This window comes from Thomasclavelia spiroformis DSM 1552 (genome assembly GCF_025149465.1).
In the GTDB taxonomy this organism is placed as follows: Bacteria; Bacillota_I; Bacilli_A; order Erysipelotrichales; family Coprobacillaceae; genus Thomasclavelia; species Thomasclavelia spiroformis.
This window is the reverse complement of sequence record NZ_CP102275.1, coordinates 1,441,124-1,458,612: the sequence shown is the minus strand read 5'-3', so window position 1 is coordinate 1,458,612 and position 17,489 is coordinate 1,441,124. Positions and strand designations below refer to the sequence as shown.

Here is a 17,489-nt window from a genome sequence, read left to right as displayed (position 1 = left end):
GCTGTACAATAACCCCATATTTTGTACAGCTTTTTTTATATATAATTGTTTTTAGTATATTATGTTTGTTTTTAATATTTTCCTAATCCATATATTCATTTTAGATAAAAGAAAAAAAGACAAATCTATTTTAATATATTAAAACGTTAAAATAGTGCTTAGAGATGAAATGGAGTAATTATTAAATGAGCTATTGTAGTGTATGTGGTGAAAAATTAATTCAAAAACAATGTGAGATAAATAGTAATGTTTCTTATTGTTTTAAATATAAACAATAATATAGTAAAAAAGATAATATTTTATAATAAAGAAGAAAATGCTTAACAAATACTTTGATTCATAATTATGCAGTTGTAGTTGATAGTGAAAATTTTGTTTTAATAAACGAAGTAGATGAAGCAAAATGGTTTAAAGTAGAAAATATTTTATCAGCTATAAAACCTAATTCATTAGCAAAATCATTTGTTGAAAGATATTTAAAAAAAATATGTAAAATTATTTATGACTTGTTGAATTATGATTTGATAAGTCTTTTTTAAATGTAAAAATATTTCTTTTTTTGTATAAAAATGGCTATACTAATAATAAGCTGCCATTATATCTGTAGATAAGTTGAATATATACGAAAAATATCATATAATGTAAAAAATGGAGGATGCTATGAAGAAAATAAAAATTATTGCTGCTTGTATTGCTGTTATATTTGCAGTTATTATTGCTATGATATTTTTTTATTTTGATGGGCAAAAAGCAGTAAGTACAAAAAGTAAAGAAATAGTAGTTGAAGTTTCTGGTTCAGCTAGCAATGTTTTAGATCAATTAGATAAAGCTGGCTTAATAAGAAATAAAACTGTCGCAAATTTATATATAAAATTAAATCACTATGATTTTAAAGCTAACGTATATGTTTTAAATCAAAATATGGATTTAAAAACAATTTTAAAAATTATTGAAGGAGATAATGACTATATTTCCACTGATAAAGTTACTATATTAGAAGGATATACAATTCCTGAATGTGCTAAGCAAGTAGCTAAAGTAGCAAATATTGAAGTAGATACTACTAATTTAAATGATGATCAGATCTTAGAATTAAAAACAAACAAAGTTTTAGAAACATGGACAAATACGGAGTACTTGCAATCATTAATAGATAAATACTGGTTTTTAGATCAAACTATTTTATCAACAGAAATTATGTTTCCTCTAGAAGGATACTTTGCACCAGAGACATATGTTATTACAGCTAAAGATGTCAGCATTGAAAATATTACAACCATGATGCTAGATCAGATGGATAAAAATTTACAAGAATATAAAGATGAAATTAGCCAATTTATAATTAATGGAAACAATATTTCCTTACATCAATTTTTATCACTAGCATCGATAGTTCAATGTGAAGCTTCAAAACCATCTGAAGATCAAGCAAAAATAGCTGGGGTATTTATTAATCGTTTAGAAAAACCAATGCGCCTTCAAAGTGACGTAACAGTAAACTATGCTAATCAAATCAAAACAGTTGCTGTTACTTATAATCATTTAGAAGTTGATTCTAAATACAATACATATAAATATGAAGGCCTTCCAATTGGACCAATAAGTACAGTCTCTAAAGATGTAATTAATGCATGTTTACATTATCAAAAAAGTGATAATTTATTCTTTTTTGCATTAAAAGATGGAACAATAATATATTCAAAAACATATGATGAACATCAACAAATAGTAAAGGAAAATAAATGGTATTAAAATGAAGTATTTTGATGATTTAGAAAAAAGTGCAATTGATCGTAATATTCCGATCATGCAACGTGAAGGTTTAGAATTTATGATTAATGTTTTTAAAGAAAATAATTGTCATTATTGCTTAGAAATCGGAAGCGCAATAGGTTATTCGGCAATGATGTTAGTTAGTAATATTGATAACTTTAAAGTTGAAACAATTGAATTAAATGATGAAAGATATTTTGAAGCTATAAACAACATCAAAGATAAAAATTTACAAGAAAAAATTATTATCCATCATGATGATGCTTTAGAATTTGATTGCAATTCTTTAGTATTAAAAAAATATGATTGTCTTTTTATTGATGCAGCAAAAGCACAATATCAAAAGTTTTTTGAAAAATATATTGGTTTAATTAAAGAAGATGGAGTTTGTATTGTTGATAATCTTGACTTTCATGGAATGATCTTTGATATTGAAAATATCAAAAATCGCAATACTAAACAATTAGTTAAGAAAATAAAAAGATTCAAAGATTGGATCTTTAATAATGATGAATATGATGTTACATATTATCATGTTGGTGATGGAATATGTGTGATTAGAAAAAGGGTGGCATAATGGAATTAGTAGTACATTTAAATAGTAAAAAGTTTATTAATGATTTTATCGAAATTGGAATTAAAAATTTTATTGTCGGAACAAAATACTTTTCATGTCGACAAGCGTTGTCACTTGATTATCAAGAATTAAAAGATTTAAATGAACAATTAAAAGATAAAAAGTTATGGGTGCTAGTAAATGCTTTGATTGAAGAACATAATTTAGATGAGTTAGTTGATCATTTAGCTAAATTAAATGAAATAAAAATAGCAGGAATTCTATTTCAAGATTTTAGTGTGTTACAAATTTGTAAAGAAAATAATTATAATTTTGAAATGGTCTATAGCCCAGATACACTAAATACCAATCAGGCAACTTTAAATTATTTAAAGACATTAGGCATAAATAGTGCTTTTTTAGCACGTGAAATTCCTCTTGATGAAAAGATGATGATTGCTAAAAATACCGATTTAAAAACCATGATTCAAGTACATGGTGTTGAATATATGGCATATTCAAAGCGTAAATTATTGTCTAATTATTTTAAAGAAACAGGAATTGATCATGGCGTTTTAATTGACGATAATTTAACAATTCAGGCAAATGCAATTGATTATCGTTGTCATATTTATGAAGATAAATTTGGTTGTCATATTTTAAGTGAAAAACAGCTTTGTACTTTAGATATTTTAAGTAATTTTAGTTGTTTTGATTATTTGTATTTTGAATCATTATTTATTGATGATTTAAAAGTAGTTGAAATTGTTAGTTTATATCAAGAGGCAATTAATAGTATTAGTAAAGAAACTTATGGTAAGGTAAGTAAAGAATTAATTAGCGTGCTTCATCAAATTAAAAATAATGTTAAATATCACCACAGTTTTATGTTTGATGCGACAGTTTATAAAATAGATGATGTAAGAAAGCGAGAAGAAAATGAGAGAAGTAAGTAAAATCGTTAACGATAAAAGAATTATCTATAAAAAACCAGAATTACTAGCACCAGCTGGTAATCTTGAAAAATTAAAAGTTGCTATTCGTTATGGAGCCGATGCCGTATTTGTTGGTGGTAAAGAATTTTCGCTTCGCTCTGGGGCTTCTAATTTTACCCTTGAAGATATTAAAGAGGCGGTAGAGTTTGCAAATAAATATAATGCTGCTATTCATGTAACATGTAATATTATTTTACATCAAGATAATTTACAGGGAATTGAAGATTATTTAAGAAAATTAGATGAAATTGGAGTTAGAGCGATTATTGTTGCTGATCCATATATTATGATGATTGCTAAAAAATTAAATTTAAAACTTGAAGTTCATGTTTCAACTCAACTTTCAACTTTGAATAGTAAAGCGATTAAGTTTTATGAAAACCAAGGAATGGATCGAGTTGTTTTAGGTCGTGAAGTTTGTTATGATGACTTGAAAATGATTTTGGATAAAACAGATATGGATATAGAGTATTTTATTCATGGAGCAATGTGTATTCATTATTCAGGAAGATGTATGTTATCTAATTATTTTTCTCATCGTGATGCAAATCGTGGTGGATGTTCGCAATCATGTCGCTGGTATTATGATATTTATGATGAACATGGAAAGTTAAATGAAGGCAAGATTCCATTTAGTATGTCAAGTAAAGACATGGCTTTAATTAATCATATTCCTGAATTAATTGAATTAGGTGTTGATTCATTTAAGATTGAAGGACGAATGAAATCATTACATTATATTGCAACGATTGTTTCAACATATCGTAAATTAATTGATGATTATTGTAATGATCCTGATAATTTTGTTTTGAGTAATAAATATTATGATGAATTACTTAAAGCAGCAAATCGGGCTTTATGCACTGGTTTTTTTGATAATCAGGCAGATAATTCAAAACAGTTATATAACCAACGTGATGAACATCCAACTCAAGAATTTTGTGCACGAGTGGTTGATTATGATAAGGCAAATAAATTAGCTATTATTGAACAGCGTAATTATTTTTCAGTTGGTGATAAAATTGAGTTTTTTAGTCCAAATCATGATAATATTATTATTAAAGTGGAAAAGATTATTAATGAAGATAATGAAAATGTCTTAGTTGCAAATCATCCAATGGAAATTTTAAAAATACCGGTTGAAATTGAATTAGAAAAAGACGATATGGGCAGAAAAGTTAATTAAGTTTAAAATAATATTTTATCATGTAAATTCATGCTTAATTAAGATTAGTACTAGATATTTATCTAGATATATGCTATATTAATGATTACGAGGTGAGAATATGGAACAAGAAAAAGTATTGTTGACTCAAAGTGGGTTAGAAAAATTAGAACAAGAAAGAGATAGATTAATCAATGTCGAAAGACCTAAAGTAATTGAAGAATTACAATTAGCTCGTTCTCAAGGGGACTTATCAGAAAATGCTGATTACGATGCTGCTAGAGAAAAACAAGCTCACTTAGAATCAAGAATTAAAGAAATTGATTACATGCTTCAAAATGTAGAAATCATTTCTGAAGATCAGATGGATTTAAAAGTTGTAAAACCTGGTACGACAGTAACTATTTTGGATTTATCTGAAACTGATGCAGAACCTGAAAGTTATAAAATTGTTGGGTTTACAGAAACTGATCCATTAAATGGTAAGATTTCAAATGAATCACCACTTGCTAAGGCGGTGATTGGTCATGATGTAAATGAAATAGTGACAGTAGGTGTTGCAGAACCATATGATGTTAAAATTTTAAATATTGAATTTAAAGGTTAATATAGATGAAGACTAGCTAATAGCTAGTTTTTTTTATTTAAAGAGCATTTAGTTTCTTTTTATATAACGATAGAATAATTACACTTGCAATTAAAATAAATGGGCGAGAAATAATGTTAAAAAAGTTTAAGTTATCGATGTTTAACATAATGGCCACAATTGCAAAGATCAAACCACATAATAAGCTGTGTAAAATAGCATTTTTAGGAAATTTTTTTACAATCATAAATGCCCAAATAATCATAATGATAGCTGCAATTAGGTTAATTATCAGGTGATAAATAAAATTTGATAAATGAATAAAATTGATAATAAAGGCTAAGATAAGACTAGTAATTGTAAAGGTGATTAGGATGAATAATGCAAATTTTAAATATGTTTTGAAATAAGAATTCATAGTTCCTCCTTTTTATCTTAGTAATAATATATTTAAGGGTTGATGAAAATATGAATGTTTTAGAAGTGTTTTTTATTAGTCAGGGGATATATATTTATTTAAGTATTTTACTTAGAATTTTTGGTAAAAAGGAATTTAGTCAATTAAATGTATTTGATTTTGTTGTATTTTTGATTATTGCTGAAATAATGACAGATTCATTAGGAAATGATGACTTTCCTTTTATTTATGGAGTTATTGCTACATCAACATTGATTATAATTGATCGGTTGGTATCATTAATTACATTAAAGTCTAAAAGGTTAAGAGATATTTTTGAAGGCAGACCTACATATATTATTTATAAAGGGAAATTAAATCAAAAGGCAATGAAGAAACAACGCTATACTGTTGATGATTTATCGCATCACTTACGTGAAAATAATATAGATAGTATTTCAAAAGTAGAATTTGCTTTATTAGAGACAAATGGAACATTATCAATTATTACCAAAGAAGAATGTTGTGTTGAATTACCAGATGCTTTGATTATTGATGGAATCATTAATGAAGACAATTTAAAACTATTAAATTTAGATATTAATTGGTTAAAAAAAGAACTAAAAAAACAACATATTCATAACATTGATGACGTATTTTATTGTATCTTAGAAAAAGAAAAATTATTAGTTATAAAAAAATAGAACCGTGTCAACAGTTCTATCCAAGTAACATACGATCATTAGCAAAAGCTTCACCACTAGCTTCTTCAAACTTATGAAGTAAGTCTTCAACAGTCAAGTGTTTCTTTTCTTCTCCTCTAACATCATAAATGATTCTACCATTATACATCATGATCAAACGATTACCGACGTCAATAGCATCACGCATATTATGAGTGACCATCATGGCAGTTAAATTTTGTTTTGCAACGATTTCACATGTCAATTTTAAAACCTTAGCAGAAGTAGCTGGATCCAAAGCAGCAGTATGTTCATCTAATAAAAGTAATTTTGGTTTTTGTAAAGTCGCCATTAATAATGTAATAGCTTGGCGTTGACCACCAGATAATAACTTCATTTTAGTAGTTAAACGATCTTCTAAACCAAGATTTAAAGTTTTAACTAACTTACGATATTCTTCTTTTTCTTCTTTAGAAACACCCCAAGTAAGTCCACGTTTTTTTCCTCTTCGTTTAGCTAAAGCTAAATTTTCTAAAATTTGCATATCTCCAGCTGTGCCTAACATTGGATCTTGGAATAAACGACCGATTTTCTTAGCTCTTTGATGTTCTGGTTGTAGAGAAATGTTTTCACCATCTAAGGTAATAGTTCCACAATCTAAAGGATATAAACCGGAAATCATATTTAATAAAGTAGATTTTCCAGCTCCATTTCCACCGATAATAGTAACGAAATCTCCTTCATTTAATTCTAAATCAATTTCATGAAGAACTTTTTTTTCATTAACAGTGCCAAGATTAAATGTTTTACTTACTTTTTTTAATTTAAGCATCTTCATCAATCTCCTTTGTTAATTTTTTATACGTAGAAATTTGTTTACGTTTAGAAAGCATAATTGGAATTGTTAAAGCAATACCGACAAGAATAGCAGTTAATAACTTCAAATCATCAGTATTTAATCCAATCTGTAAAACTAAAGCAACAATGATACGATAAATGATGGAACCAATAATAATTGAACTTAGTCTTAATGCAAAACCACTTTTTTTACTAGAAACAATAACTTCGCCAATTACAATTGAAGCAAGAGCGATAACAATTGCTCCAGTACCAACTCTAACATCAGTTGCTTGACCATATAGAGCATATAAACCACCAGATAATCCAACTAGTCCGTTACTAATCATCAATCCTAATAATTTCATTGTATCTGTATTGATTCCAAGTGATCTGGCCATTTGTTCATTATTACCAGTGGCTCTAATTGATGAACCCATTTCAGTACCAAAGAACCAATATAATAAAGCAATAAATAAAATAACAAAAAGTAACGAAACAATAAATGCAATATAATATTTATTTATATTTAATGCTCTTGAAATATCATTAAAAAGAGTATTAGCAGTAGTTAAAGGTAAATTAGCACGTCCGCCCATAATTCTTAAATTGATTGAATAAAGACCAATCTGTGTCAAAATACCGGCTAGAATGGCTGGTATTTTACACTTAGTATGCAAAATACCAGTAATTCCTCCAGCAATAAAACCAGCTAAAATAGCAAATAAAATAGCTAATAGAGGATGCATATTATTTAAAACACAAACAGCACAAACAGCACCGCCAGTTGCAAAACTGCCATCAACTGTTAAATCAGCAATATCCAATAAACGGAAAGTAATATAAACACCAAGAGCCAAAAATCCCCATATTAAACCTAAATCAACAGCACCTAGGTAAGTATAAAATAATCCCATTTTAAAAACTCCTATTCTTCAATAAAAACAGCATCAGGATAATCTTCTTTATTAACTGTAATACCACACTTATTAGCTATTTTCATATTAATAACCAAAGAACAATCCTTAACATCTAATTGTACAATCGATGTATTAGCGGCAGTTTTTTTGCCATTTAAAATATCTAATGCTTGTTTACCAGCTTTACGACCTAAAGCTTCATAACTGATTCCATATGTTGCAAGTCCGCCAGCGTTAGTCATACCTTCTTCACCGACAATACATGGAATTTTTGCTTCACTAGTAATTGCTTCAACACTGCTCATATATGTTGCAAGTAAATTATCGGTTGGAATATAAACAACATCATTTTTATCACTTACAATTTGGCTTGTTACAGCTTGAATTTCGTTAGAATCAGCTACTTTATATACAGTTGCATCTAATCCTAATTTTTTTGCTGCATCTTTAGCTAAATCACCTTGAATAATTGAATTATCTTCACTACCACAATACATAATCGCAACTTTTTTAGCATCAGGTAATAATTTATGCATTAAATCAAATTGATCTTTAACCGGTGTTAAATCACTAGCTCCAGTAACATTTCCACCTGGTTCATCATTGCTTTTTACAAGCTTAGTAGCTGTATAATCAGTTATAGCACATCCTACAATGGGAATATCAGTTGTAGCTGCAGCTACTGATTGTAGAGCGGGAGTTGCAATTGCATAAATTAAATCATTCCCTCCATTTACTAATTTATCAGCAACAGTAGAGCAGTTTGCTTGATCTCCAGCAACTATATAATCAATATTTTCTTCCTTGACACCGGCTTCAACTAATTCGTCTTTAAATCCCTCATATGAAGCATCTAAGGCATCATGCTGCATTAACTGAATAACTCCGATTTTAACATCGGCTAAATCTTTTGGTTCACCACTTGCACCACCGCTATTACATCCAGTAATACTAGCAGCCATAGCTAAAGCAAGCAACCCACTAAAAACTTTTTTCATTTTATATTTCCCCCTTTATTTTCAATTATTAAACAAAAAAAGTCCTCTAAAGAGGACGACAAGGTCGTGGTACCACCCCAAATTCATCATTAGCTCACACTAATAATCTTTATAAGTATATAACTTTACTAGATAACGGCTAGTGACCGATGATTACCTACATATCAGTATCCAACTCCATGATGAATTCAATATTCCTTAACGCATTGTTTTCACCACCCACAATGTCTCTGATATCTAAAGAATATTTACTAGTTCACTTCACTGTCTTTGTTTAATAAATTGTTACTTTTATGATACATTGTTATCAACTATTTGTCAATAAGTCCTGGATTTTGACTTAATACTTTTTTACTTATAGTTAAGAAAACAAGATATCAAAAGACATCATTACCACAAAACCAATCATAAAACTAACTGTTCCAAAATCAATTTTTTTAGTTGTATTTGCTTCAGGAATCAACTCTTCAATACAAACAAACATCATGGCTCCAGCAGCAAAACATAATGCAAAAGGTAAAATACCATTAACTAATGATGCAAAAATATAGCCAATCAAAGCTGCCGGTATTTCAACAATTGCTGAAAACTGACCATATAGTAAAGCAATAAATTTACTTTTACCACCTTGATATAATGGTAAAGAAATTGCTGTTCCTTCTGGAAAATTTTGAATTCCAATTCCTATAGCAACCATTAAAGCTGGTAAATAATTACCGTCTTGACATCCTGCAAAAGCAACACCAACTGCTAAACCCTCAGGAATATTATGCAAAGTCATGGCTAATAACAGTAATTTATTCTTAGAATAATTACTAGGATTTATTCCTTCTTGATCATGTGACATTAAATGTTCATGAGGTAATAATTTATCAATAATCATCAATAAACCAACCCCACAAATAAAACCAATAGGAATAATCAATAATTCTAATTTACTACTATTTTCAAGATATTGTAAAGCTGGTAAGATAAGTGAAAAAAAAGATGCACCTACCATAATTCCTGCTGAACTGCCAAGGGCAAAACAGACAATCTTTTGACTTGCTTCTTTAACAAAATAAACTAATGAAGCTCCTAAAAAAGTCATTAACCAATTGAACGTAGCAACAAGCAATACGATTACAAATGGATTTAGCGATAATAAATAATCCATTATTTCACCTCATTTATATTTATGAAATAAAAATTATTAGTTATAGGCGCTAATGATTTTTTGTTAAATTTAATATAAAAAATGATAATAAAATGTGTTCTCTGTACTTTTTAAGATTATTTAAAAATATTAGAAATATCAAGATTTTTTTGTTAATAAGAGTTTTAAGGTGTTTGTATTGTCGTAAATACAATAATATGCTATTATTAAAGAACAGAGGTGAAATTATGGAAAATATGACAATTGCGATGCAAAATTATTTAGAGTTGATATATGAATTATCATTAGATGGTAAAAAAGCTCGTGTAAGTGATATTGCAAAACAACTCGGGGTATCTAAACCTAGTGTAAATAATGCAGTTGTAGTACTTGCAAAAAATGGGTATGTAAATTATGAAAAGTATGCAGATATTAAGCTTACTAAAGAGGGAATCAAGGTAGCAAAATTTATTTGTAATAAACACCAGACGATTAAGAAATTATTTGTTGAGGTATTAAATATTGATGAAACGATTGCTGATAAAGATGCTTGTCTAATTGAACATGTTATCTCTGATGAAAGTATTAAAGCAATGAAAGTATTTATGAATAATTATAAAAAAACAAAATAAAAACCAGCTTTTTTTTGAATCAAGCTGGTTTTTATAATGAACTATTTTAATAATTGAAATCAACATATTCTTCAGTTGTAACAATTAAAATGGCTTTACTTGTAACAATTCCTTTTTTATTGTCGAATGTTTCAATAGGCGTATATTCAACTTTATCATGACGTTGTACTTCTTCATCATAAACATAATCTTCTTGTCTAAAGAAAATACCATCTTCATCATATCTTGAAATAGTCCCCAATTCTTTTTGTCTGTTATAATGTACAACAGTTCCTTCAATACGTTCAACATATTTATCAAGATTATTCATGATTTTATCGTACATAATATCATAAAGTTCATCAGAATTTTGATCACTGTATTTATCCCCATAATCTTTTGCTGATGTATATTCACGATTGTTTTCTTGACAAAGTTTTGTTAAGAAAATATCTACAATTTCAATTAAATCCGCATCTTCAGTTCTAAGTGTTGCTTCTTTTAGCCTTAAATAAATATTTAAATGATCGATGTTGTAACCTTTTTCAAAGAATTCATATAATAAATAAGCATTAGCTTCTTTATACTTACCAATGTTTGAATTTGTTTTATAAAGAACTTCATAAAAATCAATTGAGCGAATGCGATTATGTAAAGATAAGAAGATTTTTTTAGCTTCTTCATATTGTTCTAATTCTACTAAACAACAGGCTCTTTGATAATCAATCCATTGTAATGTATTGAAATGCCATTTTAATGGTAATGCTAAGGCATTATTTGCAGTTTCAACACATTCTTTATATTTTTTTGCATTATATAATGCTCTAACTTTTAAACGATAATAACGTTCTTTTTTAGATTCAAATTCTTTGCCTTCACTATTAGTGAAAGGTTTATCATCTAATAGATTCGGATCTAATAAATTAAGCATTTCGATTAATTTTTCATAATCATCTGCTTTCTCTTTTTGTAAATACTTGATAGCACGATTCACAGATGGTTCCATTGGTGAATAACGCTCTTGTTTACAAATAGCTAAAATGTCGTCTAGGATGCCAAAGAAAAGAGTTTCATTTTCTTTGATTTTTTCATCATCGATATTGATATACTTGTTGTAAAGGGCATAACCATATTGATTTAAGTATCCTTTTAAATTTGGGGCTAAAGACATAAATGTCTTACCCACTTCAATTGCTTCATCATTGTTTTCATTTTTTTTCAATAATCTAATATAATCATTAGCCTGAAAATCATTAAATGAAGCAGGGTCGTCTTTAAATTTTGAATTGTATACTTCTAAGCTTTTTAATTCATTTTCATTCATAAAATCACCTCTGATTAGTATTATAACATTTTTTTATACAGATTTGCAGTAGTATCGTAATAAATTGTTTTGAAATAGAAATTTATATGTTATAATGGCTAAGATAATAGATGAGGTGAAAGAATGAGTAAACAAGTGTTTAGTATGGATTTTTATGGTAAAAATCTAAGTGTGGAAATTGGAGAATTGGCTAAACAAGCTAATGGATCAGTATTAGTTAGATACAATGATACTGTTATTTTGTCTACTGTTGTTGCAGGTAAAGAACCAAAAGATGTTGATTTTTTTCCGTTAACAGTAACATATGAAGAAAAATTATATTCAGTAGGAAAAATTCCTGGTGGATTTTTGAAAAGAGAAGGTCGTCCTAGTGAACATGGAACTTTAACAGCTAGAATGATTGACCGCCCAATTAGACCATTATTTGCTGATGGATTTAGAAATGAAGTGCAAAGTGTTAACACAGTTTTGTCAGTTGATCAAGATGCATCGCCAGAAATGGCAGCTATGTTGGGGGCATCTTTAGCATTATGTGTTTCTGATATTCCATTTAATGGACCAATTGCAGGGGTTAATGTTGGATTAGTTGATGGTGAATTTATTGTTAATGGAACACCAGAACAACTAGAAAGATCATTAATCAACTTAGAAGTAGCGGGAACTAAAGATGCAATTAATATGGTTGAAGCTGATGCTAAAGAAGTTAGTGAAGAAGTAATGCTTGAAGCGTTATTATTTGGTCATGAAAAAATCAAAGAATTAATTGCATTCCAAGAAAAAGTAGTTGAAGCTTGTGGTAAAGAAAAATTAGAAATTCCGTTATTTGAACTAGATAGTAATTTAGTTGATGAAGTAACTTCTCGTGCTAAAGATCAAATGGTTGCAGCAGTATCAATTCCTGGTAAATTAGAAAGATATGGCGCAATTGATGCATTAATCGAAGAAGTTACAAATGAATATGATAATAAAGAATATGAAAATGATGATATAAAAGCTAATGTAATGAAACAAGTAGGAATCATCTTACATGATTTAGAAAAAGATGAAGTACGCCGTTTAATTACAGTAGAAAAGATAAGACCTGATGGTCGTCGTTTAGATGAAATCAGACCATTAGATTCACAAATTGATTTACTTCCTCGAGTACATGGATCAGCTTTATTTACACGTGGAGAAACACAAGTATTATCAGTTGCAACATTAGGAGCAATTGGTGAACATCAAAAAATCGATGGTTTAGGTTTAGAAGATCAAAAACGTTTCATGCATCATTATAATTTTCCACCATATTCAGTTGGTGAAGTAGGAAGAATGGGAGCACCAGGGCGTCGTGAAATTGGTCATGGGGCATTAGGTGAACGTGCTTTAGCTCAAGTAATTCCAGGTGAAGATGTTTTCCCATATACAATTCGTGTTGTATCAGAAGTTTTAGAATCAAATGGTTCATCTTCTCAAGCATCAATTTGTGCTTCATCAATGGCATTAATGGCAGCTGGAGTACCAATAAAAGCACCGGTAGCTGGTGTGGCAATGGGACTTGTAAAAAAAGGTGATGACTATACTATTTTAACTGACATCCAAGGTATGGAAGATCACTTAGGTGATATGGACTTTAAAGTTGCGGGAACTGATGAAGGTATTTGTGCTTTACAAATGGATATTAAAATTGATGGTATTACTAAAGAAATATTACAAGAAGCTTTAGCTCAAGCTAAAGTGGCACGTAGAGAAATTATGGCTAATATGATGGCGGTTATTAATGAACCACGTAAAGAATTATCACCATATGCACCAAAAGTACAAATGATCAAAATTGGAACAGATCAAATCAAATCAGTTATTGGTCAAGGTGGAAAAACAATTAATGAAATCATTGAGCAATCTGATGGAGTTAAGATTGATATTGAACAAGATGGTACAGTGATTGTATATCATCATGATCAAGAAGCAATTAACAAAGCAATTGCTTTAATTGAAAAGATTGTTAAAAAAGCTAAAGTTGGTGAAGTATATGATGGAAAAGTTGTTAGAGTTGAAGATAATTATGCTTTTGTAAATTTATTTGAAGGAACTGATGCATTCTTACATATTTCTGATTACAATCATGAAAGAATTAAAAAGATGTCTGATGTAGTTAAACTTGGAGATATTTTAAAAGTTAAAGTCACAAAAGTTGATGATAAGGGTAAAGTTAATGTTTCTAGAAAAGCACTACTTCCTAAACCAGTAAAAAAAGAAGAGGCAAAATCTGAATAATGAAAAAAATTGTTTTAGCTAGTAGTTCACCTAGAAGAAAAGAATTATTAGAATTACATAAAATTGATTTTATTATTGATTATGTAGAAATAGAAGAAGTGCTAGACAAAAATCTAGCACTTCCTTTGCGTTTAGAAAAATTAGCATATCAAAAAGCTTTACCTATTTCATTAAAATATCCTCATGATATAGTAATTGGAGCAGATACAATGGTTTGTTTAAACAATAAAATGTTAGGTAAGCCAAAAGATCGTCAAGATGCATTTGAAATGTTGAAAAGCTTATCAAATCAAAGTCAAACAGTATATTCTGCTATAGCTATTATTGACGATGGAAAAGTAACAACATTTAGTGATGGTATTAAAGTAACTTTCAAAAAACTTACTGACATGGAAATTAATGAATATCTAGATACTAATGAATGGATTGGCAAAGCAGGAGCTTATGCAATTCAAGGTATTGGTAAATGTTTGGTTGATAAAATTGAGGGAGATATCGAAACAGTTATTGGTTTACCTGTTAGAATGATTGAGGATTATTTGAAATAAACATGGATTTATCCATGTTTTTATATTAGATAATTTTTAATTAATAATACTATATGATATTATAAAAGTAGAAAAAAGTATCAAATTATTTAAAATATGTTTAATTGTGGTAATAAATTAGTTATGGATAGGTATTAAAGGTGGGGTGGAATATGAAATTTAATCGAGTTATCTTTAATAGGATCATATTAGGGTTGATTGCACTTTTACAAACAATTCATTTGATTTGTCAAATAAGAAAAGATTATTTTATTGGAACAGAGAATTTAAGTCAATTACAAATTAAACAACAAATTGAGATGTCTAGTATTCAAGGACCAATAAGTTATATTCTCCAAGCATTAATAACGACAATGGTTTTTATGGTTATAATAACTTGGTATAAAAAAGATGTTTCGAGACTTTTAAAAGAAGATATAATCCTAATAATATCATTATTTGTAGTTTCTTATATTATTATGAATATTTTTAGTCTGGCTGTGGGTAATACGTTTGAAAGTATTTTAAGATTACCGCTAATAGGAATTGTATTTATTATTTGTTTGTATATAAAAACAGATACTAGATTGAGAAAACTCGCATAAATACAGTATCTATTAGCAAAATATCAAAAAGAAAATAAGGAAAATTACAACAGATGAAAGAGCTTGATGTAACGACTTATAAAGAGAAATACAGGGTTTTAAGAAATCGACGCTTGAAAGAGGTCGTCTTTTTCTATGGTATGTAACAGCAAACTATTTCATTTCTGCTTGATTATCTTAAAACTTATTAGGCTATGGTTTGTCAAGTGCTTGTTGTGTAAGCAATGCTGAATAGCACCTTTTACAAAGCATAGGCTGATAAGTCATTTTTCAAAAGCAGAAAAGAAATGATAACGCTTATTACAGCGTGTTATAATATAGACAAAAACAAATTGGAGGTTGTAGGAGTGAAGCTATTGATTGAGATAAAAGAAGTTTGCAGACAAGATTACAAAAAAGCTCAGAAATTTGCAATTCAGGGAATGCATTTAGATTGGTATATGGATAGCAAAGTTATTTTGGATTTGTACGCAAAATATTTCTGGTATATGGAACTAAATCGTGCAACAAAAGTTTATGGTGCTTATATTGATGATATTTTTGTGGGTGTTTTACTTGCCGAAATAAAGAATGAGCCAAAACGTTATTACAGCGTGTCAAAAGCGTTTTATGTGAAGATATTTGATTGGCTTCAGCATCTTGTGGCGGGAAAAGGTGTTGAAGAATATGATGAAGCGAATAAAGATATGTATAAGTCTTTTTGCCAAAAGAATAATCCTGATGGAGAGATAATTTTTTTTGCCGCTGACCCTGATTGCAAAATTAAAGGTATTGGAACAGCATTATTGTCTGCATTTGAAAAAGATGAAAGCGGAAAACTTATTTATTTATACACAGATAATGCTTGCACTTATCAATTTTATGAGCATAGAGGTTTTGAACGTTCAGAAGAACGACAAGTTGTGCTTGACTTGGATAAAAAGCAAGTTCCTTTAACTTGTCTGTTTTATACAAAGAAAATTACTGAACAGTAATAAACTGGCAAATCCCAGTTTTTCATAAGCGAAGAAAGGAGAAAAAACATGAAAATCGGAATTGTATGTGCCAGTGATGATGAACTTGCGCCTTTTTTAACTATGATAGATAGCTACAAGGTTACGGAAAAGGCAATGCTAAAATTTTATGAGGGACAAATTTGTGATATGCAAGTTGTTGCTTTATTTTCGGGGGTATGTAAGGTAAACGCTACCATAGCAACACAAATATTGATTGACATTTTTGGAGTGAATATCGTTATCAATGCAGGAGTAGCAGGCGGAATGGACCCAAAGCTGAAAATATTTGACACTGTTATATCTACGGAAGTCTGTTATCATGATGTTGCACAAGATGTTTTAACGGAATTTCACCCGTGGCTGAAAACTATATTTTTTGAAGCAGACAGGGAATTGATAAAAATATCTGAAAGAGCTGTAAAAGAAACAGAGCCCAAAGGCAAAGTGTTTTGGGGACGGATAGTTACGGGGGAATCTTTTATAACCAGCGAAGGACGAAAAGAAATCAATGATGAATTTACACCTCTGGCGACCGATATGGAAACGGCAAGTATCGCTCATGTATGCTATGTGAACAAGATACCATTTCTTTCAATCTGTTGTATTACAGATACCGCTGAACATAATGGTATTGAAAATTTTGAAGAAAATTGCGCTAAGGCTTCTGTGATTGCAAAAGATATTACAGTAGCTTTATTGAAGGAATATAACAGTCAGCATAAAATGGAGCAACAAAACTAGAAAAGGAATTAGAAAGGCTCAAATTAAGCAATCGCCGAAGTGAATCTTATAAGCCCCCGTTATCTAACTACAAAAAACAAAAGACATACAAAAATCCCGATATGAAACGATGTACGAAGTTATAAGACTGATTACAGAACATTTAATGGAACTGATGATAAGACAAAATATAGAAATAGTATACGGAAAAGGCAAAAGACAAAGGAGCAAAGAAAAATACAGATAAATTATGCCTTAAATGAAATGCAGGATAAAGTAGATGAAAATCTTGGAACCGAAGAAGAAAACATAAATGTAAAAACAGAACTGCTGTTAATAGGAATAGCCTATAATATACGAAAATACCACAATAAAAAGAAGGAGATGTCAATTTTCTAAAAGACTA

The 17,489-nt window shown here is 29.1% G+C and carries 18 protein-coding genes, 1 pseudogene and 1 other annotated feature; of the genes and pseudogenes, 14 read left to right on the top strand and 5 right to left on the bottom strand.

Going from position 1 to position 17,489, the window contains the following annotated elements; genetic code table 11:
* The first annotated feature begins 332 nt into the window (after positions 1–332).
* The 7 genes from NQ543_RS06815 (at position 333) to NQ543_RS06785 (ending at position 6,176) form a co-directional block, all read left to right on the top strand.
* Entirely contained in the window at positions 333–539 is a 207-nt protein-coding gene (locus tag NQ543_RS06815) for an NUDIX hydrolase (protein WP_004609240.1), read from the top strand.
* A 121-nt stretch (positions 540–660) separates the two neighbouring features.
* Positions 661–1,752 (top strand): endolytic transglycosylase MltG, encoded by a 1,092-nt coding sequence (gene mltG / locus NQ543_RS06810; RefSeq protein ID WP_039903770.1) that lies wholly within the window; start codon positions 661–663, stop codon positions 1,750–1,752.
* A gap of 1 nt (position 1,753) precedes the next feature.
* On the top strand, positions 1,754–2,350 hold the full coding sequence (locus NQ543_RS06805; RefSeq protein ID WP_004609238.1) for an O-methyltransferase: 597 nt from the start codon (positions 1,754–1,756) through the stop codon (positions 2,348–2,350).
* Positions 2,350–3,285: a peptidase U32 family protein gene (locus NQ543_RS06800; RefSeq protein WP_004609237.1), complete on the top strand. Its 936-nt coding sequence runs from the start codon at positions 2,350–2,352 to the stop codon at positions 3,283–3,285. The genes NQ543_RS06805 and NQ543_RS06800 overlap by 1 nt, the downstream gene beginning before the upstream one ends.
* Positions 3,269–4,510, top strand: a complete 1,242-nt coding sequence (locus tag NQ543_RS06795) for a peptidase U32 family protein (RefSeq protein WP_004609236.1) — start codon at positions 3,269–3,271, stop codon at positions 4,508–4,510. Before NQ543_RS06800 ends, NQ543_RS06795 begins: the two co-directional genes overlap by 17 nt.
* Before the next feature lie 100 nt (positions 4,511–4,610).
* Positions 4,611–5,096, top strand: a complete 486-nt coding sequence (gene greA / locus NQ543_RS06790; protein ID WP_004609235.1) for a transcription elongation factor GreA — start codon at positions 4,611–4,613, stop codon at positions 5,094–5,096.
* 447 nt (positions 5,097–5,543) lie between these two features.
* The gene (locus NQ543_RS06785; RefSeq protein ID WP_004609233.1) at positions 5,544–6,176 is read left to right on the top strand and encodes a YetF domain-containing protein; all 633 of its coding nucleotides are present in this window, start codon (positions 5,544–5,546) and stop codon (positions 6,174–6,176) included.
* Between the two features lie 16 nt (positions 6,177–6,192).
* On the opposite strand, the gene NQ543_RS06780 is transcribed toward NQ543_RS06785, so the two are convergent.
* The 4 genes from NQ543_RS06780 to NQ543_RS06765 form a co-directional block, all read right to left on the bottom strand.
* On the bottom strand, positions 6,193–6,987 hold the full coding sequence (locus NQ543_RS06780) for an ABC transporter ATP-binding protein (protein WP_039903766.1): 795 nt from the start codon (positions 6,985–6,987) through the stop codon (positions 6,193–6,195).
* Positions 6,980–7,909, bottom strand: coding sequence for an ABC transporter permease (locus tag NQ543_RS06775; protein WP_004609231.1), 930 nt, complete (start codon positions 7,907–7,909; stop codon positions 6,980–6,982). The genes NQ543_RS06780 and NQ543_RS06775 overlap by 8 nt, the downstream gene beginning before the upstream one ends.
* Before the next feature lie 11 nt (positions 7,910–7,920).
* On the bottom strand, positions 7,921–8,910 hold the full coding sequence (locus NQ543_RS06770) for an ABC transporter substrate-binding protein (protein ID WP_004609230.1): 990 nt from the start codon (positions 8,908–8,910) through the stop codon (positions 7,921–7,923).
* Between the two features lie 48 nt (positions 8,911–8,958).
* Positions 8,959–9,184: a binding site (T-box leader), on the bottom strand.
* Between the two features lie 87 nt (positions 9,185–9,271).
* Positions 9,272–10,066, bottom strand: a complete 795-nt coding sequence (locus NQ543_RS06765; protein WP_004609229.1) for a ZIP family metal transporter — start codon at positions 10,064–10,066, stop codon at positions 9,272–9,274.
* Between the two features lie 227 nt (positions 10,067–10,293).
* Here NQ543_RS06765 and NQ543_RS06760 point away from each other — a divergent pair, with 227 nt between their 5' ends.
* A complete protein-coding gene (locus tag NQ543_RS06760) occupies positions 10,294–10,677 on the top strand; it encodes a metal-dependent transcriptional regulator (protein ID WP_039903763.1) in 384 nt (127 codons plus the stop codon).
* A 46-nt stretch (positions 10,678–10,723) separates the two neighbouring features.
* Here the strand turns inward: NQ543_RS06760 and NQ543_RS06755 are convergent, their stop codons facing one another.
* On the bottom strand, positions 10,724–11,980 hold the full coding sequence (locus NQ543_RS06755) for a hypothetical protein (RefSeq protein ID WP_004609227.1): 1,257 nt from the start codon (positions 11,978–11,980) through the stop codon (positions 10,724–10,726).
* Between the two features lie 123 nt (positions 11,981–12,103).
* Between NQ543_RS06755 and pnp the strand changes: the two genes are divergently transcribed.
* From pnp to NQ543_RS12155, 6 genes and pseudogenes are all read left to right on the top strand, one after another.
* Entirely contained in the window at positions 12,104–14,236 is a 2,133-nt protein-coding gene (gene pnp / locus NQ543_RS06750) for a polyribonucleotide nucleotidyltransferase (protein WP_004609226.1), read from the top strand.
* Positions 14,236–14,784, top strand: coding sequence for a Maf family protein (locus NQ543_RS06745; protein ID WP_004609225.1), 549 nt, complete (start codon positions 14,236–14,238; stop codon positions 14,782–14,784). The genes pnp and NQ543_RS06745 overlap by 1 nt, the downstream gene beginning before the upstream one ends.
* 152 nt (positions 14,785–14,936) lie before the next feature.
* Entirely contained in the window at positions 14,937–15,368 is a 432-nt protein-coding gene (locus NQ543_RS06740; protein WP_039903759.1) for a hypothetical protein, read from the top strand.
* 347 nt (positions 15,369–15,715) lie between these two features.
* Positions 15,716–16,342: a GNAT family N-acetyltransferase gene (locus NQ543_RS06735; RefSeq protein ID WP_039903844.1), complete on the top strand. Its 627-nt coding sequence runs from the start codon at positions 15,716–15,718 to the stop codon at positions 16,340–16,342.
* A 48-nt stretch (positions 16,343–16,390) separates the two neighbouring features.
* Positions 16,391–17,104 (top strand): 5'-methylthioadenosine/adenosylhomocysteine nucleosidase, encoded by a 714-nt coding sequence (locus tag NQ543_RS06730; protein ID WP_004609222.1) that lies wholly within the window; start codon positions 16,391–16,393, stop codon positions 17,102–17,104.
* 186 nt (positions 17,105–17,290) lie between these two features.
* Positions 17,291–17,482: pseudogene (locus tag NQ543_RS12155) on the top strand (IS1182 family transposase); the annotation flags it as partial.
* Between the last annotated feature and the right edge of the window lie 7 nt (positions 17,483–17,489).